This window comes from Nocardia sp. NPDC004860 (assembly GCF_040609015.1).
In the GTDB taxonomy this organism is placed as follows: Bacteria; Actinomycetota; Actinomycetes; order Mycobacteriales; family Mycobacteriaceae; genus Nocardia.
On sequence record NZ_JBEXJI010000003.1, the window covers coordinates 26,170 to 50,615 of the forward strand.

Below are 24,446 nucleotides of genomic sequence, written 5' to 3' on the forward strand. Positions count from 1 at the left end.
CAGAGGCGGCCCCACAGCAGGTCATGGTGTTGGCAGTGGGTTAGTGCCATTGGCGCAGGCCATGAAATGCAGTTTCGCACAACGGGATAGATATCTCAGTACTCGCCAGGTTTCTCTCGGGGCCTGAAAGGCTAGTCGCCCGACTGCTGGCCATGGCGGCGCGCGGCGAGTTCGGTGCCGGCCCGGAAGTTCAGGAACCGTCATCGGGACACCCTCGCGTCCTTCGCGAGGCTGCGAACCGACATGTACCCGGAGTGCTTCATCAGCATCGGTATGTCCGGACCTCGGCAGTAGCGGACGTTCTGCACCGCACCAGGTTCCGGTGAGTACCAGGCCGTCCATCTCGGCCTGCTCGGACCACGCCTGTGGCAAGCGGGGGAGCTGCGGGCAGATCGAACGAAACCGAGGTTGGACGGCCCTTACACGAGACCGGATCAGAGGCAGGTGGCGGCGCTGTTGCACGGCCGATCGGCACTGCCGGTAAGGAGATTGAGGAGGTTGATCACGGCACTGCCGCTGTCCGGTGTGTAGATCGGCTGGGCGACAGCCGGCTGGTCTGCGGGCGAGGCGAGTTCCAGGGGAACCCCGTCGACCGACGTGGGAGAGGCGGCGGCGACCGCGGAGCCCGCCGCGATCGCGGCGGCGGCAACCGTGGCTACCAGGCCGGTACGGAGAGCAGAGCGAACAGTAGTCATCGTGTGGAGACCCATCTCTTGGAATGGAAAAGCACTCGCAACCATTCCAAGATCGCTGTCCCGCAGACAGCCACGGGTTCCGGTGCCCCGATCAGCAGGGGCACGACGTGCTTCGAATTCATGGCGCTTCAGCACGCGCGCCCAATGGACGATGGCCGAGTCCCGATCCGGAACCGGGCGGGGAAGGTCTCGAGGAACCCAGGTAAATGCCCTCAACTCGGCAGCTCCGGACGTTCCGCGCGGACGCCAACGGCCCGAGATAGCCTCGGGCCGTTGATCTTCGGACTGTCGCATCTGGCCGCCGTGCACAGCCGACAGCATTATCGATTACGAAATTCAGCTGGGGACTTCGAATACGCCGCTACTTGACCGAGCCGGCCAACTGATCGGCATACGGGGCAATGAATTTCCCGACGATGGGAAGCTCCGCGCGGACGCCGCCGGTGTTGTTCGCCTGGACCATGGCCATGATCCAGACGACGACCGCGAAGACCGCGACCGCGAGCCCGGCGAGGCTGAAGATGATCCCCACGACTCCGAGGAGCGAGCCGACGATACTCAGGATGATATTGACCACCGAGACCGCTCCGAAGAAGACGATCGATTGCGAGGCATGAAATTTCACGTCGGGATCGTTCTTTCCCAAGAATAGGAAGATGATTCCGGTGAGCCACCCCAGCGCGTACGACAGGATCGCGCTGGTCTTTTTGTCCAAGCCGGCGGACTGCGGGTGGTTCGCGGGAGGTTGAGAAGATGTCATGGGGTAAGTAGACGCCGCGCGCGCCACCTACCGATCCCAACTTTCAGCACGAACCCACAGGTCGCGGACCAGCCGACGACCGCCCAAGTAGCCGGACGCGCTCGCCGATGACGTCAGGGTTCACTGTTCCTAGCCAACCATTTGATCTTCCGACACCAGCGCCGGCCGATGAGATCAGCGCGGTATGTGGCATGTTCACGCATGGTGAAGGGCCGACATCATCTCTGCCAGTTGATCTTCGGGGTGGTTCGAGTCACTGTCGGCACTCGATCGGGAGCCTTGCGGTGAAGAGTGTTGTTCAGTGGAGTTCCTCGACCAGCCCGATGATGATGCCGTCGGGGCCGCGGACGTAGCAGTACCGGTAGATGTCGTCGTATTGGGCTACCGTGCCGACGAATTCGGCGCCATGGCGGCGCAGGCGGTCGAGGACGTCGTCGACGTCGTCGACGACGAACGTCAGACGAGGGATGCCCGGGGTGTTCACCGGCGCCTTCGGCGCAGTGCTGGTGGTCGCCGGCGAGTGGAACGTCGAAAGCTCGACCCGGCCATGGCCATCCGGAGTCCGCACGACGGCGATGTCGGCTGAGACGCCCTCCAGTCCGAGGAGGTCGTCGGCCCATCGGCCACCGACTGTTGCTTCGCCCTCCAGTTCCAAGCCCAGCTCGACGAAGAACGCGATAGCAGCCGCGAGATCCTCGACCACAATGCCGACGTGATCCATCCGGTGGATCGACATGATGTTCTCCTTGGGTTCGTTCCCGCCGGTGAGTGAGTGTGAAGGTGACCGCCGTGCGCTGATCTCACTCACCATCACATCATCGGCAGTTGCGGACGTTCCGCCGGCCTCGGATCAGCACGGCCCCTTGATCTTCCGATGCCCCGCGCTGGCCGGTTCGGTTCGCGCGGTCAGCGGCTATTTGAAAGCGCGCTGCTGTGCGGGCATGAACGGCCAACCCAACCGTTCTAAACGTGCACTACAGCTGAGGAATTGGGGCGAAATCGCTGTTCTACAGCGGATTGTGCGGGATTGCACCGGTCGCCCGAGATGGGCCGCCGAGAAGTCGTCCTAACCTTGCCCGTGGCCGTCATCGCCGTCGCCATGTCCACACCGGCGCGACTTCGCCCGAGAACTGAACGGGACCGGGGCGGGCAGGCGCCTGCTCCCGGTGCGACCGTGACTGTGCCTCAATTGCTGTGTCCTACTTGTCGGCTGGCGCGTACACCAGTTCGAGGATTCCGGACGGGAAGGCCGTGCTTTTCACCAAGCGCAGGTTCACGGGCTGATCCAGCTCGGGGAACAGTGGCGCGCCCTTGCCCGTGGCGGCGGGCAGCACCCACAGCCGGTACTCGTCGACCACGCCGAGCTTGATCAGGGAGTGCATGAACTCGGTGCCGCCGACGGCGACGAGGTCCTTGCCGGGCTCGGCCTTGAGCTTGGCGATCTCCTCGGTCGTGTCACCGCCGGCGATCCGGGTCTCGGGCCAGTCATCGGCGGATTTCAGGGTGCGGGAGAACACGATCTTGGGGATCTCGTTCATGGCCTTGGCGGACGGGTGGTCGGAGGCGGGCCAGTATCCGGCCATGATCTTGTAGCTGTTGCGGCCCATGACAAAGGCCCCAGCCTCCCACAACTGGTTGACGAAGTACTGCTCCTGCTCGGGGTCGTCGATGCTCATCATGACGTCCCGGATTCCGTTGTCCGCGTCAGCGCTTTTACCGTCGAGCGAGACGTAAAAACCCAGAATCAACTTCCGCATGCCAGTGCCTCCATGTGCTGTCGGTATGTCCAGAGATATCGACGACGGATCCACCCGATATTCATCGGTGCAGCCAAGATTGTGTACACGCCCGTGCGAACGCCCCGAACTCGGCAGAAGGGGATGTCCTGGGCCGCAGCCGGTCTCGCTGCCGGCCCTGCCCTCGCTGGCCGATTCCAACAGCGCGGGAAGCGATTCCGCCGGCTTCGGATGCCTTCCAGCCGGGCGGCTACAGGGCGAGCATGGCGGCAGCGACCTGGTCGGCCGCGGCGAGGCGCAGGGCGGTGCCCATGTCGTCGAGGACGAGCAGTCGCGCCCCGGGGATCTCGGCGGCGAGGACCTCGCCGTTGCCGACCGGGAAGAACGGATCGGCGCCACCGTGCACCACGAGCGTGGGCATGTCGAGCTCGCCGAGCCGCTCCCGCCAGCGCGGGGCGCAGTCGATCCGGGAGAACACCATTCCGAGCTGGTTCGCCTGATGCACCGCGGGATCGCTCGACGCCGTCCGGTCCCAGATTCGGGCCGCCGTCGCCTGCGCTTCCTCCGGATCGTTGCCCAGCGGCTCGGCCCCCGAGGCGGCGAACGCCGCGACAGCGTCCCGGTCGGTCCAGTCCGGCAGCGGGCGAGAGAACAGCGCGCCCATGACCCCGAGGTCGTGTTCCGGCAGGTCCTCGTCGGCCGGGCCCGGCGCCACCGGCCGAGTACCGACGAGGGTCAGTGCGGAGAACATGTCCGGATGGTCCAGCGCGGCGACCTGAGCAACCATCCCACCAACGCCGACTCCACCGAGATGGGCGGTCCCGGCACCGAGCACCTCGACCAGCGCGGCCGCGTCGGCGACGAGATCCCGCAGGTCGTAGGCCGGATTCTCCGGGTCGAGGGCCGTCGACGCGCCGGAGTCGCGCAGGTCGTAGCGGACCACGCGTCGCCCGCCAGACGCGAGCCGCTCGCACAGCGCGTCGGGCCACGACAGCATCGTTGTGCCGCCGACCAGCAGGATCAGCGGATCATCCTCGCGACCGAAACTCTCGATGCCGAGATCCACACCGTTAGCCCGCACCGACGCCATGCCACCTCGAAACGATCTCGTCATGCCTGGACTCCTGTCTGTCGGTATATCCAGAGGTATCGACGACGCATTCACCCGAAAGTCATCGGTGCAGCCGAAATCGTGTCAACCACTGCGGAAGCCCTGAAATCGGCAGTGCAGGATGTTGTGGCTGCGCTGGCCAGAGTGCTTCTCGGGCAGCGTGTTTGCCGTTCGGTGTGGTGCGGGTCAGTTCTGCGGGGCGGGCTGAGGCTGTGGATCGGCCCACTTGGAGGTGCCCGGGGCGGCCTGCCAGGTGTTCAGCAGGTCGATGCCCGCGGCGATCAATGTCGGGCCACCGGCCACCAGGCCACCGATGATTCCGCCTGCCGGGACCCCGGCAACACCGCCGGGAATGCAGCCGATCGCGATGCTGGCGACGCAACCGACAACGAAACCGATTATCCCGCCGACCAATGCGCCGACTTGACCGGCGACCGACAGCTTGCTGCTGAATTCGTTCAACGCTCGCTGGTCCTCTGTGGGAGAGGCAATCGGCTCGAGCGCGAGCTGCTGGTTTGAGATCTGCACTCCTTCCGGCCTTGTCGGCGTGATCTCCAGAACGGTGTCATCGTTCTTCGTGACCGCTTTGACCGGAACCCGAACGTCCCCGATTCGGTAGTCGAGCGGCATCGACAGTACCGTCGCACCGCTATCGTCCTTGATGTTGGCCACCTGGGTCTTCGGAGCGTCGGACATCGTGCCGTCCTGCTCGCTCAGCGCGAACCTCGCGCCCCGCAGCGTGGCGACGACGGTCTTGTCGACCACTTTGAGTGAGTACTTGATCCCCGGATCGGCCGGGGCGGCAGGCTCGGCGTGCACGGTCCCCAGGTCGGCGGTCAGTGCGCCGGCAGCCAGTACGGCAGCCACGGCGATGCTGCGGAATTTCATCGATGTCCCAATCCGTCGTCGGGTTGCCCGCACAACCGTCGCCATGTGAGACATCTTGTCTCCCAATAGAATTCCGCCACGATCAGTGGCAGGAGCGGTGCGGTCAACGGCAATCCTGACCAGGCTAGAACGGGTGGTAGCCGGAAGGGGGCGCCGATGATCCCCGATAGAGCACGCGATGATCATTCAGTGATGCGGTGACCGTGTTCTGCTGACCTTGCACCCTGGCTCACGGTGGCATGCGAGACTCTCCGCATGGCCAAGGCTTCTGCTCTTCCGCCAGGGTTTCATTCAGTGACACCACGCATGGTGGTCGATGACCAACTTGCCGCGGTCGAGTTCCTGCGGACGGTATTCGAAGCAGTGGGCGACGTCGAGCCGAATCGACCTACCGAGGTCCGTATCGGCGACTCGCTGGTCATGGTGTCGGCATCTGGCGAACGCGAGGTGTTTCCAGCCTTTCTGTACGTCTATGTCGATGACGTCGCCGCCACATATCAGCGGGCGCTGACCGCGGGTGCAGTCAGCGTGGAGGCACCGCTCGACACGCCGTATGGTGATCGCCGAGCCATGGTGCGCGACCCGTTCGGCAACGTCTATCAGATCGCGAGCCGGAGCGGGACCACCGCGTCAGGTTGAGCCCAGCGGCCGCGGATGGTCAGCGGCCGAAGCGATTCCGGCGATAGGCGGCACCGAAATCTCCCTGAACGGTCAGAGGACTGTTTCGCCGGATTCGGGGGCCTCGGTCCGGCGGCGGAGGACGTGTGGGATGCGGGCCGCCGGTGGGATGACGATGCCGGCGTCGGCGAGCCTGGTCGCTGCTTGTTCGGGGTCGGCGGGGTTGCCGACGGTGGGGCCGTGGCCGATGGGGACTACCGAGTGGACGATGGTGTCGGGGTAGATGTGGACGTAGTTGAAGGCTTGGGCGCCGTCGCGGCCGCGTTGGCCGCCCTCGGCGGCGGCCATGTCCTGGCTGTAGCAGGTGGCCGAAGCTACCGAGACCGGGATGCCGGCGAAGGTGGCGGTGCTCGAAAGGTGCAGGTGCCCAGCCAGAATGGCGCGGACGTCGGTGCCGTCGAGGACGTCGGCGAGGCGGCGCTGGTCGCGTAGTTCGACCAGGACGGCCAGGTCCTGGACGCAGGGGATGGGCGGGTGGTGCATGGCGAGGATGGTGCCGAAGGGGGCGGGTTCGGCGAGAACCTCACGCAGCCAGGCCAATTGGTCGTCGGTGATCTCGCCCCAATGGTGGCCGGGAACAGTGGTGTCGAGGGCGATGACTCGCAGCCCGTCGAACATGTGGACCGCGTCGAACGGTGCGCCGGAAGCCGCGTCGTTCGAAGGCACCGCGTCGAGGAGCTCCTCGCGCAGGGCCGCGCGGTCGTCGTGGTTGCCGGCGACCCACACCACGGGTGCGCCGATCCGTTCGGCCCACGGCTCCACCAGATCCCGCAGCTTGCGGTACGCGCCGGGCTCGCCCTGATCGGCGAGATCGCCGGTGAAGACGATGGCGGTCGGCGCGATGCGGCTGGCCTCGGCCTGCCCGAGCAGTGTGGTCAGCCGCGCCTCGGCGTCGACCGCACCGTAGAGCTCGGTGTCAGCGGCGATCAGATGGGTGTCGCTGAAATGGAACAGGACATGATCTGCCCTCGGATACTCGGCGACTCGCGAGATGTGCACGGACATCCTCCCCGGCGTTGGTGGTGTGCGCCCTAGGCTTGCCGACCCTGTCGACTGCACTTGCCGAATTCGTCGCCAGAATAGCGAAGCCCGTTTCTTTCAGGTTGCCCGCGCCCAGTGACGGCATGCTTGCGGGAAGGTGAGATTTGGGTGTCGGGCTAATGCCGGAGGCTACCGGCCAGCACCCGCGGATTCGCCTGCTCCTGTGCATGCAGCAGGGTGAAGAAGCGACGCAGCATCAGGGCAGCGGTGGTGGCCAGACCGGCGGTCAGCCCCGACCACACGCCCGCCGCCCCCAGGTGAGCGGGGAACGCGAGCAGCAGCGCCGTGGGCAATCCCACACCCCAGTACCCGACGAGGGAGAGCCGGAACCCCGCCTTGGTGTCCTTGAGCCCGCGCAGCAGCCCGACCCCGATGTTCTGGGCGGCGTCGAAGAACTGCAGCACGATGGCGATCAGCAGCAGCGTGTGCGCCAGTGCCACCGTGGCCGAATCACTGTCGGCCAGGAACGGCCGCAGCACCCGGTCCGGCGCCAGCACATACGCGACCCCCGTGACCCCGGCGACCACTGCCACGCATCGCAGCGCCAGCCACGCCACCGACCGTGCGTGCGCGAACTCGTCCCGCGCCACCGTCTTGCTCACCAGGATCGATGCCCCGTGCGAGAGCCCGATCGCCACCTGGAACACGATGTACACGATCTGATAGACGACATTGTGCGCCGCCAGCGCCGCCGCCCCCAGACTCCCCATCACCAGCGCCAGCACCGAGAACATGCCCGCCTCCGACCCGTAGGTCAGCGCGATCGGCGTCCCCAGCCGCAACTCCTCCCACACCGTCGCCGCATGCACCGGCCATACCCGAACCGGAAGTGTCGCACCGAGTTTCGAATCCCGCCGCACCATCGCCCAGAACACCCCGAAGGTGATCAGGAAGACCAGCGAGGTCGCCACGCCGACCCCGGTCAGCCCCAGCGCGGGCAGCCCGGCCCAGCCGTGCATGAACGTCAGCGCCAGCACCAGATTCAGCACCACCGACCCCAGTGTCACCAGCAGCAGGGCCTGCGGCCGCTGCATCCCGACGGTGTACTGCCGCAACACCTGAAACCACAGGCACGGCACCAACCCCGGCGCCAGCGCGACCATCATCGGCCGCGCCTCCGCGAGCACCTGTGCATCCTGCCCCAGCCATCGCAGCACCCACCCGAGCCCGATGAGCAGTGCGCCGCCGAGCAATCCGGCGACGGTCGCGATCAGGAAGCTCGACCGCACCACCTCCCGAACCTCCGCCTCGGCTCCCCGCCCCTGCTTCTCGGCCCGGCTCACCACCGTCGCCACCTGATTACCCGTTCCGGTAATCAACCCCACACACATGGTCCGAATCTGGTTGAACAACACCAGCGCCAGCCCACCCGCGGCCACCTCCCGCACGCCGAGCGTCCCCATCAACGCAATATTCGTGGTGGACACCGCAACCTGAGCCAGCTGGGTCAAAGCGATGGGCGTGGCAAGCGAAGTCAGCGCCCGCCCATCGGATTGCCGGAGCGCCCCGATCATTTCGTGGCAGCCCCGTCCGCGTCGGTGGGCGCCGGATCGGGCACCAGAATGGTGTGGGTGGCCCGCTGCCCGGACGCCGAGCCCCGCATGGCCGCGAGCAGCTGATCGACCATCGCGCGCTGGTCGACCAGTCGCTGCCGGTGCTTCTCGAGGGCCAGGTGGACGTCGTTGTCATTGCCGCTGGCCAGCAGCTCGCCGATTTCGTGCGGCGGCATGTCGACCTGGCGCAGCAGGTGAATCAGGTTGGCCTGCGGCACCTTCGCGTCGGCGTAGTCCTCCAGCTTCGCGCCGGTGAGTCCCTTCTCGACGGCGAAATTGTCCGGCAACGCACGATGGAGGTGACGACGCACGGTGAGTTCGCCGGGGTCCGGACGGCTGGGCGGTGTGTAGGTCTTCAGCAGCTCCACGACCTTGGTCTCGCGCTCCAGATCGATCAGGTCTCGGTCGCTCATCCAGGTGGCGTCGAAAACGGTGTCCAGGTATTTCTCCCCGTCATCATTGATGATGACGACCACGGTGGAGAAGTCCGGGTACTGCTCGAGCCGGGTCAGGGCCGCGTACACCGAACTACCGGAGGAACCGCCGATCAGCAGCCCCGCGGTGGCGGCCAGCGCCCGGGCGGTGGCGAACGCGTCGACATCGGAGACCTTGACCCGATCGCGTTCCTCGATCAGGTGCAGATCCTGGTCCACATGGATGCCGGGGGTGGCGCCGAGCGGCGTTCCGGTGCCCGACTGCCAATAGTCGTGGGCCGGACCGCCGAAGGCGATCGACCCCTCGGGCTCCACGCCGACCAACCGTGGCGCGCATCCGTGGTCGCGCAGCCCGCGAGCCGTACCGAACAGCGAGCCCCCGGTGCCCACCGCGCCGACCAGAATGTCGATCCGCTCGAGGTCCTCGAGCAGTTCCTCGGCCAGCGCGTGGTACCCGACGCCATTGGCGAGGTTGTCGTGCTGAGCGGGAAAGTAGGCGCCGGGCCCCTCCTCGTGCGCCATCTGCGCCGCGCGTTCTTCCCGCGCCGAGGTCGAGAGGCCGTCGTCGCCCTCGTCGGAGACGAATTCGAGCTCGGTTCCCATCGCGCGCATGGCATTCAACTTCGCCGGGCACGCGTGGTGGTCGACGACGGCCGTGAACCGATACCCGCGTTCCCGGGACACCACGGCCAATCCCAAACCCGTATTCCCGGAGGTCGATTCGATGATATGGCCGCCCGGGCGCAGCAGCCCGCGCTGTTCCGCGTCCAGCACCATGGCCCGGGTCATTCGAATTTTGGCGGTGCCCGTCGGGTTCATGGTTTCGAGCTTCAGCAGCAGCCGGGTCCCGGTCTCGGGGCTGACGGCCAGCTCGAATAGCGGTGTCCGTCCGATGAGCTCGGACACTCGCCTGACAATAACCGGCATCGAGTACTTCTCCTCGGGAAAGTCGATGGAGCGTGTAGCGGGCGGTGAGCGCGAAACCGTTCAGATCGGGAAACCGTCGGTGTCGAAGGTCCAATCGAATTGTCGTCCATCCGGCGAGCTTCGCAAAACTATCTTCGGCGGTATGGGCAAGTCGTGGAATGACGACTCATTGCTGTCCATCTGATAACCGGCCGTATTCGGGTAGATGAGCAGATCGCCCGTGGTCGCCGGGCGGGGGAGTGGGATACGACGCCAGCTCAGCATGTCTTCTTCGAGGCAGGAGGATCCGCCGACGCAGGTCGGGGTGGGGTTTCCCGCACTTCGCGGCCACAGGACGGGATCGGGCAGATATTCACTGTCGAACCATTGTTCGGAAAGGCTGAGGCTGGTGCCGTTCGCGGTGACGATGAGGTACGGGACTTCGTGTGCGGTCCTGACTTTCACGCCCTGGATTCCGAATACGGTGCTACCTGCACTGTCGAGCAGGGCTCGCCCGGGTTCGATTGCCAGTCGAATTCCGTGTCGGCGCAAAAGCTTTGCCAGATCCTGATGTTCCAGAACGGCCGCCAGCATCGCTGGGCCGGGAACCGGGCAGTGGTAGGGATAATAGGAGCCCGGGGCGCGGTCGCGGTGGAACCACCGCGGATTGACGCCGCCGAGGAAGGCTTCCCACGCCCGCGCGGGGACGTAATCGACGCCGAACCCGCCGCCGATGGAGATCGTGGTGATGGGATGGCCGAGAGCCCGGGCATTGCAGCAGCGCTCGATCAGCGCCAGGGCCAGTGCGGCGCGCGGTGCGACTTCATAGCCACTGAGGTGAAAACTGAAGCCTTCCAGCCGAATCGAGCTCGTGTCGACGAAGGCCAGCGCGAGGTCGACTTCGTCGGACGTCATTCCGAGGCGGCTGTCCGAACCCGGCGGCAGGACCCGCAGGAGAACCCGGCTGGTGATGCCGATTGCGCGCAGGCGTACGAGCTCATCGAGATCGTCGACGGCGATCAGGGCCCCGGCCCGGGTGGCCAGCTCCAGGAGCTGGTTCGATTTCGCGGGGCCGGTCACCATCAGGTCGCATCCCCGGATGCCTCCGGTCATGGCCGCCTTCAGTTCGCCGACGCTGGCGACATCGATGCCGGAACCGGCTTCGGCGCAGGCGCGGACGACACACGCTGCCTTATTGGCCTTCTTCCCGTAGTAGATCGCGCCCATGACATCGGCGCTGGTGAAGACCCGTTGGAAGGCTTGAATATTCGCGACGATCCGGTCCGGATACATGACATGGAACGGTCCACCGATCGTTTCGGCCATCTCCCGCAGCAGCTTCGTGTCGGCGAGTAGCTGCTCCTCCCAGTCGGGGCGGTGGGCCGGCATCGGCGCGGCCGTGATGTCGGCTATGCCGGGGGGAACGATCACGGTCTCCACGGAGGCGGACATTTTTCCTCTCGGGTGTGGTGGATGGCCATCGGCCATCCCCGCAGTGGATCCCCGACCCCGGTCCGGGGCTGGTGGCAGCGATTGCCGTGAATCCATCGGATCAAGACGGCTATTCAGTCCCAGGGCGATACTGATTCAGTCCCAGAGCGACACTTCGGTGCCCCGCCCCTCGGCGATGGCGCGGTTGGCCAGCGCGTGCGCGACGGCGATATCGGTGAGCACCAGTCCGCTGTTGTAAACGAAAACTCGTTCGTCGTCGGTTGTCCGGCCCGCCGCCCGGCGGTCGAGAATCTGGGGTAGCTCGGCGTCGACCCTGCGTAGTCGACCGTCGGGACCCGCCATATCGGTTCCGGTCAAAGCCATTTGTTCAGCGCTGGTGGCGATTACGCGATCGGCCTCGACGAGGGTGGAGGGCGCCAGGCCATAGCCGACCAGTACCGCGGTCGCCCCGGGTGCCAGATCCTTGGCCTCGATCGCCACCTGAGTGCCGGGCCCGGCGGTGGCGAGAATGATGTCCGCTTCGCGCGCCGCCGCATACGGGTCGCTCACGATATCGAGTTCGGCGTGCGGATGATGATGCAGCAGTTGCTGATTCACCGCTTCCAATCCTTCCGGGTGGGTGCCGTAGAGCATGAGTCGGTTCAGCTGCGGATTCGCCGCCAGTAGATGGGGTAGCGCATTGCGGCCCTGGGTGCCGGTGCCGATCAGCAGGACGCTGCGCGCTCCCGGCCGGGCGCATTCGCGTACCAGCAGCGCCGAGACCGCGGGTGTGCGCAGGGCGCCGACGCGGGCGCAGTCCATCAGCGCGATCGGGTTCCCGGTGGCATCGTCGTAGAGCGAGATCGTCGTGAAATACCGCTTGTTCGACCTGTCGTGGTGCGGGTCGAATTTGTAGCTGGTCTTCATGGCCACCACCCGGCGCCGCCCGTCGCGTCCCAGCATGGCGTAGGCCACCGACCATCCGTCGGGATGGGCGACGCTGAGTTTGCGGGGGTTGTCCGAATCGCCGCCCGCCAGTGCGAGGTACGCGTCTTCGACGGCCCGCACCACCTCGGCCGGGGAGATCGGGACATCGGCCAGGTCGCTGCGGCTGAGTACGCGGAGCGGGGTGGGGCGGCAGTTCACGTGTTCTGTCCTCGGGTCGTGCGGAACGGTGCCACCACACGCTGACCGTAGCCGTCCTCCCCGGCCTCGGCGTCGCGGCGGCGTTGGGGCAGGCGAATATTGACCCGCTTGAGCCAGCGGTCGGTGCCGTCGTAGCGGGGGGTGAACGGCACCCGCCCGTGCACCACCACGTCATTGTCCACCAGGAGTAGTTCTCCGGGCGCCAAAGCCGCGGTCAGGCACACTCTTTCGAGTTCGCTGCTCAAATGCCGGTAGGCGCCGCGGAATTCGCCGTCGGCACGGTCGAGCGGGGTGTACGCCGGGTCGAAACGCAGTGTAGTCCCGGCCGCGTCGTCGCCGAGGGTGGCGATCGGCGGCGCCGGGGCGTCGCCGAAGGCGCTGCCATAGGAGACGTCCGGCAGGATCGGCAGTCGCGCCGTGCTCAGGATCTTCCGCTGTGCCGCATCGAGTTCCGCGTTCCGGATCGAGGACACGGTGGTCGCGATCCGATCCGGATTGCGCAGGCAGCCGAGCATGAGCAGGTTGGCCCGGTCCGGGTGGAAGGCGTCCTCGGTGTGCGGGCTGAGCAGCGCGGTGCTGCTGGCGCCCGACTGCTCGTGTTCGTGGCCGGGCGTGGGCACGATGTTGTTCACCAGCCGTCCCGCCTGCTGGCCCTCCCAGCCGAAGGGTTCACCGGCGCACCGTGCGAGCAGCAGCATGGCGATATCGAGCTGGAAGGAACCGGACCGCGGTGTCCGGGTTCCGGCCAGTTCGGTCGCCTGCTGCCAGTTGTACGGCGTCGGGCCGAATTCCTCGTCGTCGACGGGAAGCCGGCTGATGATCGCCACGCCCGCCGCGGTGGTGGGCGGCCGCATGGCCTCGTGCACGGCGTCGGGCAGCCGTCCGTACTTGGCGTCGATGTGGCGCAGCAGGACCGGGTGCGAGAGGGTGGTCGCGATCTCCGGGCAGCGCCCGACTGTGACGGCGATCTCAGCAGCGACGTGGCGCACTGCCCGGGCTGCGGATTCGGGCAGGTCGCGTCGTTCGAGCTGAGCTGGGTGGAGCTGACTACGTTCGGGGAGAACGCTTTTCACCAACGGGAGGGCCTTCCTGGCTGGGCGGTGGCATGGTGATCTTGGCTCGGCGAAAGACGCTATTACCCCCGCAGAATTTTGGCAAGCCTTACCTAAGGGCGTGTCGCGGAAATAGCGGATGGGTATGGGATTCCCGTGCGGCGGCCGGTCGAACACGATCGTTACCGGCGACCCGGGCGAACCGTGTTCACGGTGTTCGCCTCCACGCCGATCCATCTGGATGATGAATGGGGTGCGTATCCGAATGGCCGGCCTGCGGGCCCCGCTGACCCGCGCCGGCCTGCTGGGCACGGCCGCCGCGCTGGTATTGCTGACCGGTTGCGGGACAAGCAATCTCACGCCCGTCCCCGACGACATGCCGCCGGGGGCGGGCGCACCGCTGCCGCCGATCGACCTGGATGCGCCGGGGCGCACCGCGATTCAGCTGCGGGACTGGGCGGAGGAGCAGCACGGGCCGACCGGCATTCCGGTGCTGGCCCTGGAGGCCTACGGATACGCGGCGGAGGTGATGGCGCGGTCGAAGCCGGAATGCGGGATCGGCTGGACCACGCTGGCGGGCATCGCGAGCGTGGAGAGCCAGCACGGCACGCACCGCGGATCGCACATCGCCGATGACGGGACGGTGTCGCCGCCCATTCGCGGGCTGCCACTGGATGGTTCGCCCGGGCGCGCGCGAATTCCGGATGTGAGCTCCACCGAGGCGAATCCGGTGTACGTCCGGGCGATGGGTCCGTTCCAGTTCATTCCGGAGACCTGGCAGCGCTGGGGTGTGGACGCCAACGGCGACGGCAAGATCGATCCGGACAATATCGACGATGCGGCCCTCACCGCCGCGCGCTACCTCTGCGCCATGGGCGGCGACCTCACCGGCGCACCCGGCTGGCAGCAGGCGCTGCTCACCTACAACCAATCCACCACTTATATGAACACCGTCCGCTACCGCGCCGCCGCCTACAGCGTGGGCCGCAGTGTCTGATTTGCCCTCCGCTTCGCTCCGGGCGGGTTCGCGGCGCTGGAAGTCTCGTTCTTCCCTCCTTCGCTCCCCCGCTACGTCAGTCCAGAACGAGACGCGCCGCGAACCTGGTGTGTGGCCGTAGTAGTCGGGGAGTGTGTATATCTTGCGGGCGCGCCGATGGGGGGATGCGGCGGCGCGATCCCGGCACAGTAGGCTCGTCAGCGCACGGGTTCGCCGTGCGACCTGCCGAGTCAGCAGCCGAAGGAGTGTCGTTTCGTGGCCATCATCGAACAGGTCGGAGCTCGCGAGATCCTGGATTCGCGTGGCAACCCCACTGTCGAGGTCGAGATCGCTCTCGACGACGGCACCCTCACCCGCGCGGCTGTGCCCTCCGGCGCGTCCACCGGTGAGCACGAGGCCGTCGAGCTGCGTGACGGTGGCGACCGCTACCAGGGCAAGGGCGTGCAGAAGGCCGTCGAGGGCGTCCTCGACGAGATCGCCCCGGCCGTGATCGGTCTCGACGCCGTCGAGCAGCGCACCGTCGACCAGACCCTGCTGGATCTGGACGGCACCCCGGACAAGTCGCGTCTGGGCGCCAACGCCCTGCTGGGTGTTTCGCTCGCGGTGGCCCGCGCGGCCGCCGAGTCCTCGGGCCTGGAGCTGTTCCGCTACGTCGGCGGCCCGAACGCCCACGTCCTGCCGGTGCCGATGATGAACATCCTCAACGGTGGCGCGCACGCCGACTCCGGCGTCGACGTCCAGGAGTTCATGATCGCCCCGATCGGCGCGGCCACCTTCAAGGAGTCGCTGCGCTGGGGCGCGGAGGTCTACCACACGCTGAAGTCGGTGCTCAAGTCCCAGGGCCTGTCGACCGGTCTGGGCGACGAGGGCGGTTTCGCGCCGTCGGTCGCGAATACCCGTGCCGCCCTTGACCTGATCGCCTCGGCGATCGAGAAGGCCGGTTTCAAGCTGGGCAGCGAGATCGCGCTCGCGCTCGACGTGGCCGCCACCGAGTTCTACACCACCGGTGAGGGCTACAAGTTCGAGGGCAAGCTGCACACCGCTGCCGAGATGGCCCAGTTCTACGCCGGCCTGCTCGGCAACTACCCGATCGTCTCGATCGAGGACCCGCTGTCCGAGGACGACTGGGACGGCTGGGTCTCCCTGACCGACCAGATCGGCGACAAGGTGCAGCTCGTCGGCGACGACCTGTTCGTCACCAACCCGGATCGCCTGGAAGAGGGCATCGCCAAGGGCGCGGCCAACGCACTCCTGGTGAAGGTCAACCAGATCGGCACCCTGACCGAGACCCTGGACGCGGTCGAGCTGGCCCACCGCAACGGCTACAAGACCATGATGAGCCACCGGTCCGGCGAGACCGAGGACACCACCATCGCCGACCTGGCGGTGGCGGTCGGCTCCGGCCAGATCAAGACCGGCGCCCCGGCCCGTTCGGAGCGTGTCGCCAAGTACAACCAGCTGCTGCGTATCGAGGACGCCCTGGGCGACTCGGCGCGCTACGCCGGTGACGCCGCCTTCCCGCGATTCGCGTTCGAAGGCTGAATAATCGGTAGCTCGAGCCCCGACCCGGACCCCGAGAGTTGGGACTACTACTGAATTTCGAGGTGTGAGATGACGGAGCGACGGGCGCGCGGAACTAGTCCAGCAGGACGAAGTGACCGGCGCCCGTCGCGCTCCGCTCGCGCCAAGAGCGGCTCGGCCGGGAAGCGGAACGAATCCGCCGCCCCGAAATCCGGTGCCGCCGCGAAATCTTCGAGCTCGAGCAGTAGCCGCACGACCTCCGGGAAGCCGGCTCCCAAGCGTCGCACCGCCCCCAGGACGGCCGCGAAAGCCGAACGGCACGAACGCAAGATCCTCGGCCTGTCCACCGGTCGCGCGGTGCTGCTGGCCGCCGTGCTGGCGGGGCTCGCGCTCACCCTGGCGGTGCCGCTACGCACCTACTTCGCGCAGCGCTCGGACGCCGCCGACCTGGCCGCACAGCATCGCCAGCTGGAGGAGGAGGTCGTGAGCCTGCGCGATCGCCGTGCGCAGCAACAGGATCCGAACTACATCAAGGCCGAGGCCCGGGACCGCCTGCGGCTGGTGATGCCGGGGGACACGCCCTACATCGTGCAGATACCCGAGATCGAGCAGCCGGCCATCCCGACCCAGCCCGCCAAACCCCGGGAGCCCGACCCCTGGTACACGCAGCTGTGGCACAGCGTTTCCTCGCCGCAGCCCGTCGCCGCCCCGGCTCCCACCCCGCCACCCGCACCGGCGCCCCCGCCGCGCGCCCCCACCGAGGAAGGACAACCCAGGTGACCGCAGCCGAGAACGTCCCCGGCGAGCGCGATCTCGCGATCGTCGCCGAGCAACTGGGCCGGGCTCCGCGCGGCGTGCTCGCCATCGCCTACCGCACTCCGGACGGCCTGCCCGCGGTGGTCAAGACCGCGCCCAAGCTCCCGGACGGCACCCCCTTCCCGACCCTGTACTACCTGACGGACCCGCGCCTGACCGCCGAGGCGAGCCGTCTGGAGACCACCGGGCTGATGCGCGACATGTCCGAACGCCTCACCCGCGACCCGGAACTCGCCGCCGCCTACCGCGCCGCGTACGACAGCTACCTGTCCGAGCGCAATGCCATCGAGGACCTCGGCACCGACTTCGCGGGCGGCGGCATGCCCGACCGGGTCAAGTGCCTGCACGTTCTCATCGCCCACTCCCTGGCCAAGGGCCCGGGCCTCAACCCCCTCGGCGACGAGGCCGTCGCCCTGGCCGCCGACCACGGCCTGCGCGGCACCGCCATTCCGGCCGACTGGCCGAAATACGAGGAGTACCACACCGATTCGGCGACCGCCGGCGAATGAGCCGGCCGCGCCCGGATGAACAACCGGCCGGCACCGGTCCGGCGGGCGCGCGCCGATGCGGAGCAGGGCGCGAGCCCAGCCGCTCTCGCGAGGTTCGATCGACCCCGCCGGCAGCGGATGGGTAGGCTGCCGAGGGCGTGGAGTCGGCCGCCGGGTGCCGGGCCGGAGTCGGCCGCGCCGCCGCGCGGGCGGGGCGGCCTGCTCGGCGAGATGTGTTCAGAACCAGTCGAATTCAGAGGTCAGGGATGAGCAACGCAGAGTTCGCGCGGAGTGCGGCCCCCGGTGCGGAAGCGCACGAGCGGATCGCGGGCGTCGACTGTGGGACCAACTCGATCCGGCTCTTGATCGCCGATGTCGCGCGCGACGCCGACGGTAAGCCGCATCTGACCGATGTGCATCGGGAGATGCGGATCGTGCGACTGGGCCAGGGCGTGGACGCCACCGGTGCGCTGAATCCCGAAGCGATCGAACGCACCCGGGTGGCGCTGGGCGACTATGTCGACCTCATGCTGAAGCACGGTGTGACGCGGGTGCGGATGGTGGCCACCTCCGCCACGCGCGATGCCGCCAACCGCGAGGACTTCTTCACCATGACCGGCGTCGAGCTGGGCCGGGTGGTGCCGGGGGCCCAGGCCGAGGTCATCAGCGGCGACGAGGAGGCGCGGCTGTCCTTCGCCGGTGCCGTCGGCGAACTGTCCAGCGCCGCAGGACCTTTCGTAGTGGTGGATCTCGGCGGCGGGTCGACCGAGGTGGTGCTGGGCGACGCGTCCGGCGTGCACGCGGCGTACTCGGCCGATATCGGCTGCGTGCGCATCACCGAGCGCTGCCTGCACGGCAATCCGCCCACCCGCGAGGAGGTCGCCTCGGCGCGCTTCTTCGCCTCGGAGCGGCTGGCGCAGGCGTTCGGTGTGGTGCCGGTGGAGCGTGCGCACACCTGGGTGGGTGTGGCCGGGACCATGACCACGATCGCCGCGGTGTCACTGGATCTGCCCGAATACGATTCGGACCGTGTGCATCTCACCCGCCTGCCGCTGGCCGACCTGCGCAAGGTGTGCGATCGGCTGATCGGCATGAACCACGACGAGCGGGCCGCGCTCGGGCCCATGCATCCGGGCCGGGTGGACGTGATCGGTGGTGGCGCGGTAATAGCCGAAGTGCTTGCCGATGAGCTGGCGCGGCGTGCCGGGATTCGCGAGCTGATTGTCAGCGAACATGACATCCTGGATGGCATCGCACTGTCCATTGCCTGATCAGGTCACTTATCAAGTGGCCGCAGGATATCTGCCCCTCACCCCCGCGCATCCTGAACATTCCCTTGGCAATTGTGACGCAGGTTAACATCTGAGGTTGCTGTCGGATTGCCTTTTATGGGAGGGTCGCCGGTATGTCAGGAGTAGCTCACGACGCGAAACCGGCCACTGAACGGACCCTGTTCGGCCACCCCATCGGTATCGCGAATCTGTTCGGCGTCGAATTGTGGGAACGGTTCTCGTTCTACGGAATGCTCACGATTCTCGGCTACTACCTGTACTACACCGCCACCGACGGCGGCCTCGGCATGGCCAAGTCCACCGCCACCGGCATCGTCGGCGCCTACGGCGGTCTGGTCTATCTGTCGACCGTGCTCGGCGCGTGGATCGCGGACCGGCTGCTCGGCTCGGAGCGCACCGTCTTCTACGGCGGCGTCGTCGTCATGGCCGGCCACATCGCGCTGGCCATCCTCCCCGGCCTGACCGGTGTCGGCGTCGGCCTGGTGCTGGTCGCGCTGGGATCGGGTGGCTTGAAAGCGAATGCCTCCTCGTTGCTGGGCACCCTCTACGACAAGGACGATCCGCGCGCGGACGGCGGCTTCACCCTGTTCTATCTGGGTATCAACCTGGGCGCCTTCGCCGGTCCGCTGATCACCGGCCTGCTGCAGGATCATGTCGGCTTCCACTACGGTTTCGGCGCCGCCGCCATCGGTATGGCGATCGGCCTCACCCAGTACGTCATCTTCCGCAAGAACCTGGGCGAGCACGGCCGCGATGTGCCGAACCCGTTGCCGCGCACCGCGATTCCCAAGGTTGTGACGGCCTTCGCCGCGATCCTCGTGGTGGTCGCCTTCGCCTGGGCCACCAGGCTGGTGACCCTGTCCAACCTGCCCGACACCACCACCTTCGTGATCGTCGTGGCCTCGATCGCCTACTTCGCCATCATGCTCACCAGCGAAAAGGTGACCCCGATCGAGCGCACCCGGGTGCGCGCCTACATGCCGCTGTTCATCGCGAACGCGGTGTTCTGGTCGCTGTTCCAGCAGATCTTCACCGTGCTGGCGGTGTACTCCGACGAGCGCATGAACTGGTCCATCTTCGGCTGGACCGCGCCGTCGAGCTGGATCGGTTCCATGGAGCCGGTGTGGATCATCGCGCTGTCGCCGCTGTTCGCGATCATGTGGACCCGCCTGGGCATGCGCTCCCCGAGCACCCCGCGCAAGTTCTCGCTGGGCGTGATCGGGATGGGCGCGGCCTTCCTGCTGTTCACCCTGTTCGCGGGCAGCCACGGCAAGTCGGTGTCGTTCGTGATCGTGTTCTTCATCCTGGGCGCGTTCGCGGTCTCGGAGCTCATGCTCTCGCCGATCGGTCTGTCGGTCACGACGAAGTTGGCCCCCAACGCTTTTCGCGCTCAGATGATGGCCCTGTACTTCTTCTCGGTCGGCATCGGCACCTCGATGTCGGGCGTGCTGTCCAAGTTCTACGACCCGTCCCACGAACTGGTGTACTTCGGCATCACCGGCCTGGTGGCCATGGCCGTCGGCGCGATGGTCTGGGCCGTCGCGCCCTGGATCAGCCGCCACATGGAGGGCGTGCACTAACTCCCGTCGTCACATGCCCGGCATGGCCAGGAATTCGTAGATGTCGATGGTGCCGCCCCATTCGGTGTGCGGGTGGCCCTTCAGCACCTCCTGAAGGGCTTCGCTGGAGTCGGCCTGCAGGATGGAGAAGCCGCCGATCCCGCCGTCGGCATTGAGGGATCCGGGTCCCAGCGGCGACCCGAGATCGACGATCGCCGACCCCGCCCGACCGGCCCAGTCCATCCAGGCCTTCATGCCCGCCGCCTGGGCTTCGGCGGTGGTCTGGGCCATCCGCTCGCGAGCGGACTGATCCGACTTGTAGATCACCAGGAATTTGGTCATTGGTGACTCCTGACTGTATCCCGGTCGAATCCGGCTGACCGGGCCCTTTCCGACTGGTTCGCCAATCGTATGCCGACGCTCCGGCGATGGTGGGGAATGGGTGGCCGAACGCATCCGTCGACGCGTGACGGGAGACCGGTCTCGAGTACTTAAGTACGACAGATTCCCGGTCACGCGGATCTTCATAACGTGGTGTTCATCAAGTTCGAACCAGCGATCCGAGCCAAAGGGATTCCCATGTTCTTCACCACCCCCACCGACGGCACCACGCTCGCCTACGAGGACTACGGCACCGGACCGGCCATCGTGTTCGTCGCCGGGGCCATGCTCGCTTCCGATATGTGGGAATACCAGATCCCCTTCTTCGCCGACCTCGGCTACCGCTGCATCTCGCTGGACCGCCGCGGCCACGGTCGCTCCGACCGGCCGCGCGGCGGCTACGACCTCGACACCACCGTCGACGACCTGGCGGCCCTGCTCGACCACCTGGACCTGACCGAGGCCACCCTGGTCGGGCATTCCACCGGCGGCGTGGAGATCGCCCGCTACCTGGCCCGGCACGGCGAATCCCGGGTGGCGCGAGTGGCTTTCGTCAGCTCGATGCTGCCGTTCCTGAAGCTCACCGACGACAACCCGGGCGGGGCTCCGGTGGCGGTGCTCGAGGACATGCTGCACCGCATCCGCGCCGACCGGCCCAAGTGGCTGGCCCGGCAGTCGCAGCTGTACTTCGCCGAGCAGTTCGGCACCGAGGTGTCGCCCGAGCAGTCGGACCTCACCTACCGGCAGTGCCTGTCGACCGCGCCGTGGGCGACGCTGAAGATCCAGGAGGCGGTCTTCCACGCCGACAGCCGGGAAGCGGTGCGCGGCATCACTGTTCCGGCGCTGATCGTGCACGGCGACGCCGACTTCTCGGCGCCGATCGACATGACCGGCCGCCGCACCGCCGAGCTGCTGCCCGGTGCGACCTACCGCGAGTACCCGGCCGCCGGGCACGGGCTCTATGTCACCCATGCCGAGCAGCTCAACAACGACCTGCTCGAGTTCATCAAGGCATGACCCGGCGGGCACGATGATCAATGAAGTTGTGCGGCAATATCCTTCAGCTCGCCCCGCGAGGTGACGCCGAGCTTCGGGTACGCCTTGTAGAGGTGGTAGCCGACGGTGCGGTGGCTAAGGAACAGCTGCGCGGCGATGTCGCGGTTGGACAGGCCCTGCGCGGCGAGGCGGACGATCTGCAATTCCTGCGGGGTCAGGCCGGTCGCGGTACGGCGCGACGGACCCGGATCGGAATCCGGTGCGCCGGCCGCGGTGAGCTCGTGGCGGGCGCGCCTGGCCCACCGGTCCAGTTCCAGCCGTTCGAAGACCTCGAGGGCTGCGTGCAATCGGGTGCGCGCCTCGGCCTTGCGGCGGGCGCGGCGCAGCCATTCGCCGTAAAGCAGAGCGGTACGGGCGAATTCGATGGGACGGGCCTCACGGTCGTGCAGCTCGAGCGCCTTCGCGTACAGGTCTTCGGCATTCTCGTCGTCCAGCAGCGCGCGGCAGCGCAGCACCAGGGCATCGGCCCAGCCCTGTCCCACCGACTCCGCCCAGCCGGCGAAGTTCGTGAAGGGCGCCGCGGCGCGCTCCGGGGCCCCGATTCGCACGGCGGCCTCGACCAGATCCGGCACCGCCCGGGTGGCGCAAATATGGTGATCGAACGGCGATTTCGTCAAACGCTCGAAGCGCGACAGCGCCGATTCCGCTCGCCCGGCCCCGAGGTCGAGTAGTCCCAGCGACCAGTGCGCCCACGGTGCGCCCGGCGCGATCGCTCCCGGCGTATCCCCGGTGAGGCCGAGCTCGGCCTGCGCCCGGCACTCGTCCTCATCGCCGCGCAGTGCGTCCAGATGCGCCAGCACACTGCTGAGTTGGCGCACCCACTGCTGCTGACCGGTGTCGCGGGCGAGGTCGCGGGCCTCGACCGTCGCGGTGCGCGCATCGCGCAGGCGGCCGGTGAAGATATCGGCCTCGGAGGCAAAGAACAGGACGGTCGGCAGCCGCCCTGCGGCACCGGCGGCACGATGCTTACCCTCCAGGGACACGGCCAGATCGAAGGCGGGCCCGTCCTGGCCGCGCGCGAGCGCGATGCCGCAGAGGATCGACAGCACCTGGTCGGAAACCTCTCCCCGGGAACGGATTTCGCCGAGAATGTCCGTCAGCGCCAGGGGCCGGCCCGGGCCACGCTCGAACAGCCGGCCGATGAACCGCGTCACCGGGGTCACCGGCAGCGCATCCGGCAACCGCAGGTCCGCAAGGTGGTCGAGGACCTCCCGCAAATCGGCCTCGCCCAGATACCACCCGGTGTGTATGGCTTGCACCAGCATGTCCGCCGCCTGTGCGGGTTCGGTGGCCGCGATACTGGTCGCCGCGTCGATCAGCAGCCGGTGCGCGTCCGGAAACTTGCCCTGCCAGAAGAGGGACAGCGCCCGCACCTGGGAAAGACTGGCGCGCAACGATTCCGAGCTCACCTCGTGGGACGTGCGCCGGGCCAGCTCGGCCGCCCGCTCCAGATCCCCCGACTCCAGCGCCGCCTGGGCGGCCAGCGTCTGACGTCGCCTCCGATCCTCCGGCCGATCGCTGAGCCGGGCCGCCCGATCGTAGGCGGCGGCCGCCGCCTTGTGCCCGCCACGTTCGCGCGCGCGAACAGCGCTGCGCTCCAAAGCATCCGCCACCTCGGCATCGGGACCGAGGGCGGCCGCCGCGCGATGCCAGGCCCGCCGATCCGCCTGCTCGGGCGCATCCAGCGCCTCGGCCAGGGCGCGGTGCACCGCCAATCGCTGTCCCAGCGGGGCACGTTGGTACACCGCCGCGCGAATCAGCGGGTGGCGGAACATGATCGACAGGTCGGCTCCGGTCCCGCGCTGCAACAGTCCGGCTGCCTCGGCGGGCGCGAGATCATCGATGCCCGCTCCCAGGCTCGCCGCCGCACGCAGCACGACGGCGGGCTCAGTGGATTCATCGGTGGCCAGCACCGTGAGCAGGGTCTGGGTCGGCTCCGGCAGCCGACTGATCCGGCCGTGGAAGGCCAGCCGCAGCCGATCGGTCAGGGGCAGCGCGCCCGTAGCGAGATCCGGCGTCGATTCGGCGGCCATCGCCAGCGGCAGCTCGCGCAGGGCCAGCGGATTGCCGCGCGCCTCGGCCAGCAGCCGGTAGCGCACGGCCGGGGTGAGCGCATGCTCATCCAGCAGGGCCGCCGCCGCCTCGTGGGACAGACCGGTCAATCGCTGCTCCGGCAGTCCCGCCGCCTCGAACGATCCCTCGCCCTCACGGACGCCGAACAGCATGGCCACGCCCTCGGCCTGCAGCCGCCGGGCCGCGAACAGCAGCGCGTCCTGCGAGGCCCGGTCCAGCCACTGCGCGTCGTCGACCACGACCAGCAGCCCGGCGCCGTCGGCATAATCCGTGAGCAGCGACAACACCGCCAGACCGGTGAGCATGGGCTCGCGCCCGCCGGGGCCGAGGCCGAGTGCGCCCGCCAGCGCCGCCCGCTGCGGTTCCGGCAGGCCGGGCAGCCGGTCCAGGGCGGGGCGCAGCAGCAATTGCAGTCCGGCGAACGGCAATTCGGCCTCGACCTCGACGCCGGTGCCGCGCAGCACCCGCACGGCGTCCGCCCGCGCGGCGGCGTATCCGAGCAGTGCCGTCTTGCCGATCCCGGGTTCACCGCGCAGCACCAGCGCCGCGCTGTGCCCGTCGCGCGCACCCTCGATCAGGGTGTCGAGCGCCCGCTGTTCGCGCTCGCGTCCACGCAGCTGCGGAATGTGTTCGGCCACGGTCGTTCTCACACCCTCCCGCCCCGCACCGCACCATCGCGGCGGGGCATCCCCTCCATCATGGCGGGTTCCGGATCCGGGACCGATCCGAGCTCCCGTGCCCTCAAACGTGACCTGCCTCACTCGGCAAGTTTGCCGAGTTCGATAAGTGCTGGTGACAGCACACTTTCAGCATGCTATGGGTCTGCGGTTCA

The 24,446-nt window shown here is 67.7% G+C and carries 22 protein-coding genes; 8 read left to right on the forward strand and 14 right to left on the reverse strand.

The annotated features are described in order from the left end of the window. Positions 1–434 precede the first annotated feature (434 nt). The 6 genes from ABZV44_RS07710 to ABZV44_RS07735 all read right to left on the reverse strand — a co-directional run bounded on the left by ABZV44_RS07710 (position 435) and on the right by ABZV44_RS07735 (position 5,235). The gene (locus ABZV44_RS07710; protein WP_354833189.1) at positions 435–695 is read right to left on the reverse strand and encodes a hypothetical protein; all 261 of its coding nucleotides are present in this window, start codon (positions 693–695) and stop codon (positions 435–437) included. 361 nt (positions 696–1,056) lie between these two features. Beyond that, positions 1,057–1,455, reverse strand: a complete 399-nt coding sequence (locus tag ABZV44_RS07715) for a DUF4870 domain-containing protein (RefSeq protein ID WP_354833190.1) — start codon at positions 1,453–1,455, stop codon at positions 1,057–1,059. 298 nt (positions 1,456–1,753) lie between these two features. Continuing rightward, positions 1,754–2,191, reverse strand: coding sequence for a VOC family protein (locus ABZV44_RS07720; RefSeq protein ID WP_354833192.1), 438 nt, complete (start codon positions 2,189–2,191; stop codon positions 1,754–1,756). Between the two features lie 463 nt (positions 2,192–2,654). Then, positions 2,655–3,212, reverse strand: a complete 558-nt coding sequence (locus ABZV44_RS07725) for a dihydrofolate reductase family protein (RefSeq protein ID WP_354833194.1) — start codon at positions 3,210–3,212, stop codon at positions 2,655–2,657. Between the two features lie 229 nt (positions 3,213–3,441). After that, positions 3,442–4,305 carry an alpha/beta hydrolase gene (locus ABZV44_RS07730; RefSeq protein WP_354833196.1) on the reverse strand — a complete coding sequence of 288 codons (864 nt, stop codon included), beginning with the start codon at positions 4,303–4,305 and terminating at the stop codon, positions 3,442–3,444. A gap of 183 nt (positions 4,306–4,488) precedes the next feature. Continuing rightward, a complete protein-coding gene (locus tag ABZV44_RS07735; protein ID WP_354833198.1) occupies positions 4,489–5,235 on the reverse strand; it encodes a hypothetical protein in 747 nt (248 codons plus the stop codon). A gap of 210 nt (positions 5,236–5,445) precedes the next feature. On the opposite strand from ABZV44_RS07735, the gene ABZV44_RS07740 reads away from it, so the two are divergent. Then, entirely contained in the window at positions 5,446–5,829 is a 384-nt protein-coding gene (locus tag ABZV44_RS07740; protein WP_354833200.1) for a VOC family protein, read from the forward strand. A gap of 72 nt (positions 5,830–5,901) precedes the next feature. On the opposite strand, the gene ABZV44_RS07745 is transcribed toward ABZV44_RS07740, so the two are convergent. The 6 genes from ABZV44_RS07745 to ABZV44_RS07770 form a co-directional block, all read right to left on the reverse strand. Further along, positions 5,902–6,867, reverse strand: coding sequence for a phosphodiesterase (locus ABZV44_RS07745; protein ID WP_354833201.1), 966 nt, complete (start codon positions 6,865–6,867; stop codon positions 5,902–5,904). A gap of 158 nt (positions 6,868–7,025) precedes the next feature. Next, complete coding sequence (locus tag ABZV44_RS07750) at positions 7,026–8,423, reverse strand: MATE family efflux transporter (RefSeq protein WP_354833202.1); 1,398 nt, start codon at positions 8,421–8,423, stop codon at positions 7,026–7,028. After that, positions 8,420–9,802 carry a pyridoxal-phosphate dependent enzyme gene (locus ABZV44_RS07755; RefSeq protein ID WP_354833203.1) on the reverse strand — a complete coding sequence of 461 codons (1,383 nt, stop codon included), beginning with the start codon at positions 9,800–9,802 and terminating at the stop codon, positions 8,420–8,422. The genes ABZV44_RS07750 and ABZV44_RS07755 overlap by 4 nt, the downstream gene beginning before the upstream one ends. Positions 9,803–9,883: 81 nt before the next feature. Continuing rightward, a complete protein-coding gene (locus ABZV44_RS07760; RefSeq protein WP_354833204.1) occupies positions 9,884–11,242 on the reverse strand; it encodes an alanine racemase in 1,359 nt (452 codons plus the stop codon). A 147-nt stretch (positions 11,243–11,389) separates the two neighbouring features. Continuing rightward, on the reverse strand, positions 11,390–12,379 hold the full coding sequence (locus ABZV44_RS07765; protein ID WP_354833205.1) for an ornithine cyclodeaminase family protein: 990 nt from the start codon (positions 12,377–12,379) through the stop codon (positions 11,390–11,392). Continuing rightward, positions 12,376–13,452, reverse strand: a complete 1,077-nt coding sequence (locus ABZV44_RS07770) for a TauD/TfdA family dioxygenase (protein WP_354833207.1) — start codon at positions 13,450–13,452, stop codon at positions 12,376–12,378. Before ABZV44_RS07770 ends, ABZV44_RS07765 begins: the two co-directional genes overlap by 4 nt. A 223-nt stretch (positions 13,453–13,675) precedes the next feature. Between ABZV44_RS07770 and ABZV44_RS07775 the strand changes: the two genes are divergently transcribed. The 6 genes from ABZV44_RS07775 to ABZV44_RS07800 all read left to right on the forward strand — a co-directional run bounded on the left by ABZV44_RS07775 (position 13,676) and on the right by ABZV44_RS07800 (position 20,125). Then, positions 13,676–14,428: a lytic murein transglycosylase gene (locus tag ABZV44_RS07775; RefSeq protein ID WP_354833208.1), complete on the forward strand. Its 753-nt coding sequence runs from the start codon at positions 13,676–13,678 to the stop codon at positions 14,426–14,428. 255 nt (positions 14,429–14,683) lie between these two features. Continuing rightward, entirely contained in the window at positions 14,684–15,970 is a 1,287-nt protein-coding gene (gene eno, locus ABZV44_RS07780; protein WP_354833209.1) for a phosphopyruvate hydratase, read from the forward strand. Positions 15,971–16,039: 69 nt separating this feature from the next. Further along, a complete protein-coding gene (locus ABZV44_RS07785) occupies positions 16,040–16,729 on the forward strand; it encodes a septum formation initiator family protein (RefSeq protein ID WP_354833211.1) in 690 nt (229 codons plus the stop codon). Then, positions 16,726–17,274, forward strand: coding sequence for a DUF501 domain-containing protein (locus ABZV44_RS07790; RefSeq protein WP_354833213.1), 549 nt, complete (start codon positions 16,726–16,728; stop codon positions 17,272–17,274). Before ABZV44_RS07785 ends, ABZV44_RS07790 begins: the two co-directional genes overlap by 4 nt. Before the next feature lie 245 nt (positions 17,275–17,519). Further along, a complete protein-coding gene (locus ABZV44_RS07795; protein ID WP_354833215.1) occupies positions 17,520–18,524 on the forward strand; it encodes a Ppx/GppA phosphatase family protein in 1,005 nt (334 codons plus the stop codon). Positions 18,525–18,658: 134 nt separating this feature from the next. Then, positions 18,659–20,125 carry a peptide MFS transporter gene (locus tag ABZV44_RS07800; RefSeq protein WP_354833217.1) on the forward strand — a complete coding sequence of 489 codons (1,467 nt, stop codon included), beginning with the start codon at positions 18,659–18,661 and terminating at the stop codon, positions 20,123–20,125. A 9-nt stretch (positions 20,126–20,134) separates the two neighbouring features. Here the strand turns inward: ABZV44_RS07800 and ABZV44_RS07805 are convergent, their stop codons facing one another. Beyond that, positions 20,135–20,446, reverse strand: coding sequence for a hypothetical protein (locus ABZV44_RS07805; protein ID WP_354833219.1), 312 nt, complete (start codon positions 20,444–20,446; stop codon positions 20,135–20,137). A 189-nt stretch (positions 20,447–20,635) separates the two neighbouring features. On the opposite strand from ABZV44_RS07805, the gene ABZV44_RS07810 reads away from it, so the two are divergent. Continuing rightward, positions 20,636–21,502, forward strand: a complete 867-nt coding sequence (locus ABZV44_RS07810) for an alpha/beta hydrolase (RefSeq protein ID WP_354833221.1) — start codon at positions 20,636–20,638, stop codon at positions 21,500–21,502. Between the two features lie 17 nt (positions 21,503–21,519). Here the strand turns inward: ABZV44_RS07810 and ABZV44_RS07815 are convergent, their stop codons facing one another. Then, positions 21,520–24,264 (reverse strand): AAA family ATPase, encoded by a 2,745-nt coding sequence (locus ABZV44_RS07815; protein ID WP_354833223.1) that lies wholly within the window; start codon positions 24,262–24,264, stop codon positions 21,520–21,522. Positions 24,265–24,446 lie beyond the last annotated feature (182 nt).

Excerpts from the sequence above, each read along its gene's own strand:
- ABZV44_RS07710 (WP_354833189.1), bottom strand. The coding sequence starts at position 695 with ATGACTACTGTTCGCTCTGCTCTCCGTACCGGCCTGGTAGCCACGGTT.
- ABZV44_RS07715 (WP_354833190.1), bottom strand. The coding sequence starts at position 1,455 with ATGACATCTTCTCAACCTCCCGCGAACCACCCGCAGTCCGCCGGCTTG.
- ABZV44_RS07720 (WP_354833192.1), bottom strand. The coding sequence starts at position 2,191 with ATGTCGATCCACCGGATGGATCACGTCGGCATTGTGGTCGAGGATCTC.
- ABZV44_RS07725 (WP_354833194.1), bottom strand. The coding sequence starts at position 3,212 with ATGCGGAAGTTGATTCTGGGTTTTTACGTCTCGCTCGACGGTAAAAGC.
- ABZV44_RS07730 (WP_354833196.1), bottom strand. The coding sequence starts at position 4,305 with ATGACGAGATCGTTTCGAGGTGGCATGGCGTCGGTGCGGGCTAACGGT.
- ABZV44_RS07735 (WP_354833198.1), bottom strand. The coding sequence starts at position 5,235 with ATGGCGACGGTTGTGCGGGCAACCCGACGACGGATTGGGACATCGATG.
- ABZV44_RS07740 (WP_354833200.1), top strand. The coding sequence starts at position 5,446 with ATGGCCAAGGCTTCTGCTCTTCCGCCAGGGTTTCATTCAGTGACACCA.
- ABZV44_RS07750 (WP_354833202.1), bottom strand. The coding sequence starts at position 8,423 with ATGATCGGGGCGCTCCGGCAATCCGATGGGCGGGCGCTGACTTCGCTT.
- ABZV44_RS07775 (WP_354833208.1), top strand. The coding sequence starts at position 13,676 with ATGAATGGGGTGCGTATCCGAATGGCCGGCCTGCGGGCCCCGCTGACC.
- ABZV44_RS07785 (WP_354833211.1), top strand. The coding sequence starts at position 16,040 with ATGACGGAGCGACGGGCGCGCGGAACTAGTCCAGCAGGACGAAGTGAC.
- ABZV44_RS07795 (WP_354833215.1), top strand. The coding sequence starts at position 17,520 with ATGAGCAACGCAGAGTTCGCGCGGAGTGCGGCCCCCGGTGCGGAAGCG.
- ABZV44_RS07800 (WP_354833217.1), top strand. The coding sequence starts at position 18,659 with ATGTCAGGAGTAGCTCACGACGCGAAACCGGCCACTGAACGGACCCTG.
- ABZV44_RS07805 (WP_354833219.1), bottom strand. The coding sequence starts at position 20,446 with ATGACCAAATTCCTGGTGATCTACAAGTCGGATCAGTCCGCTCGCGAG.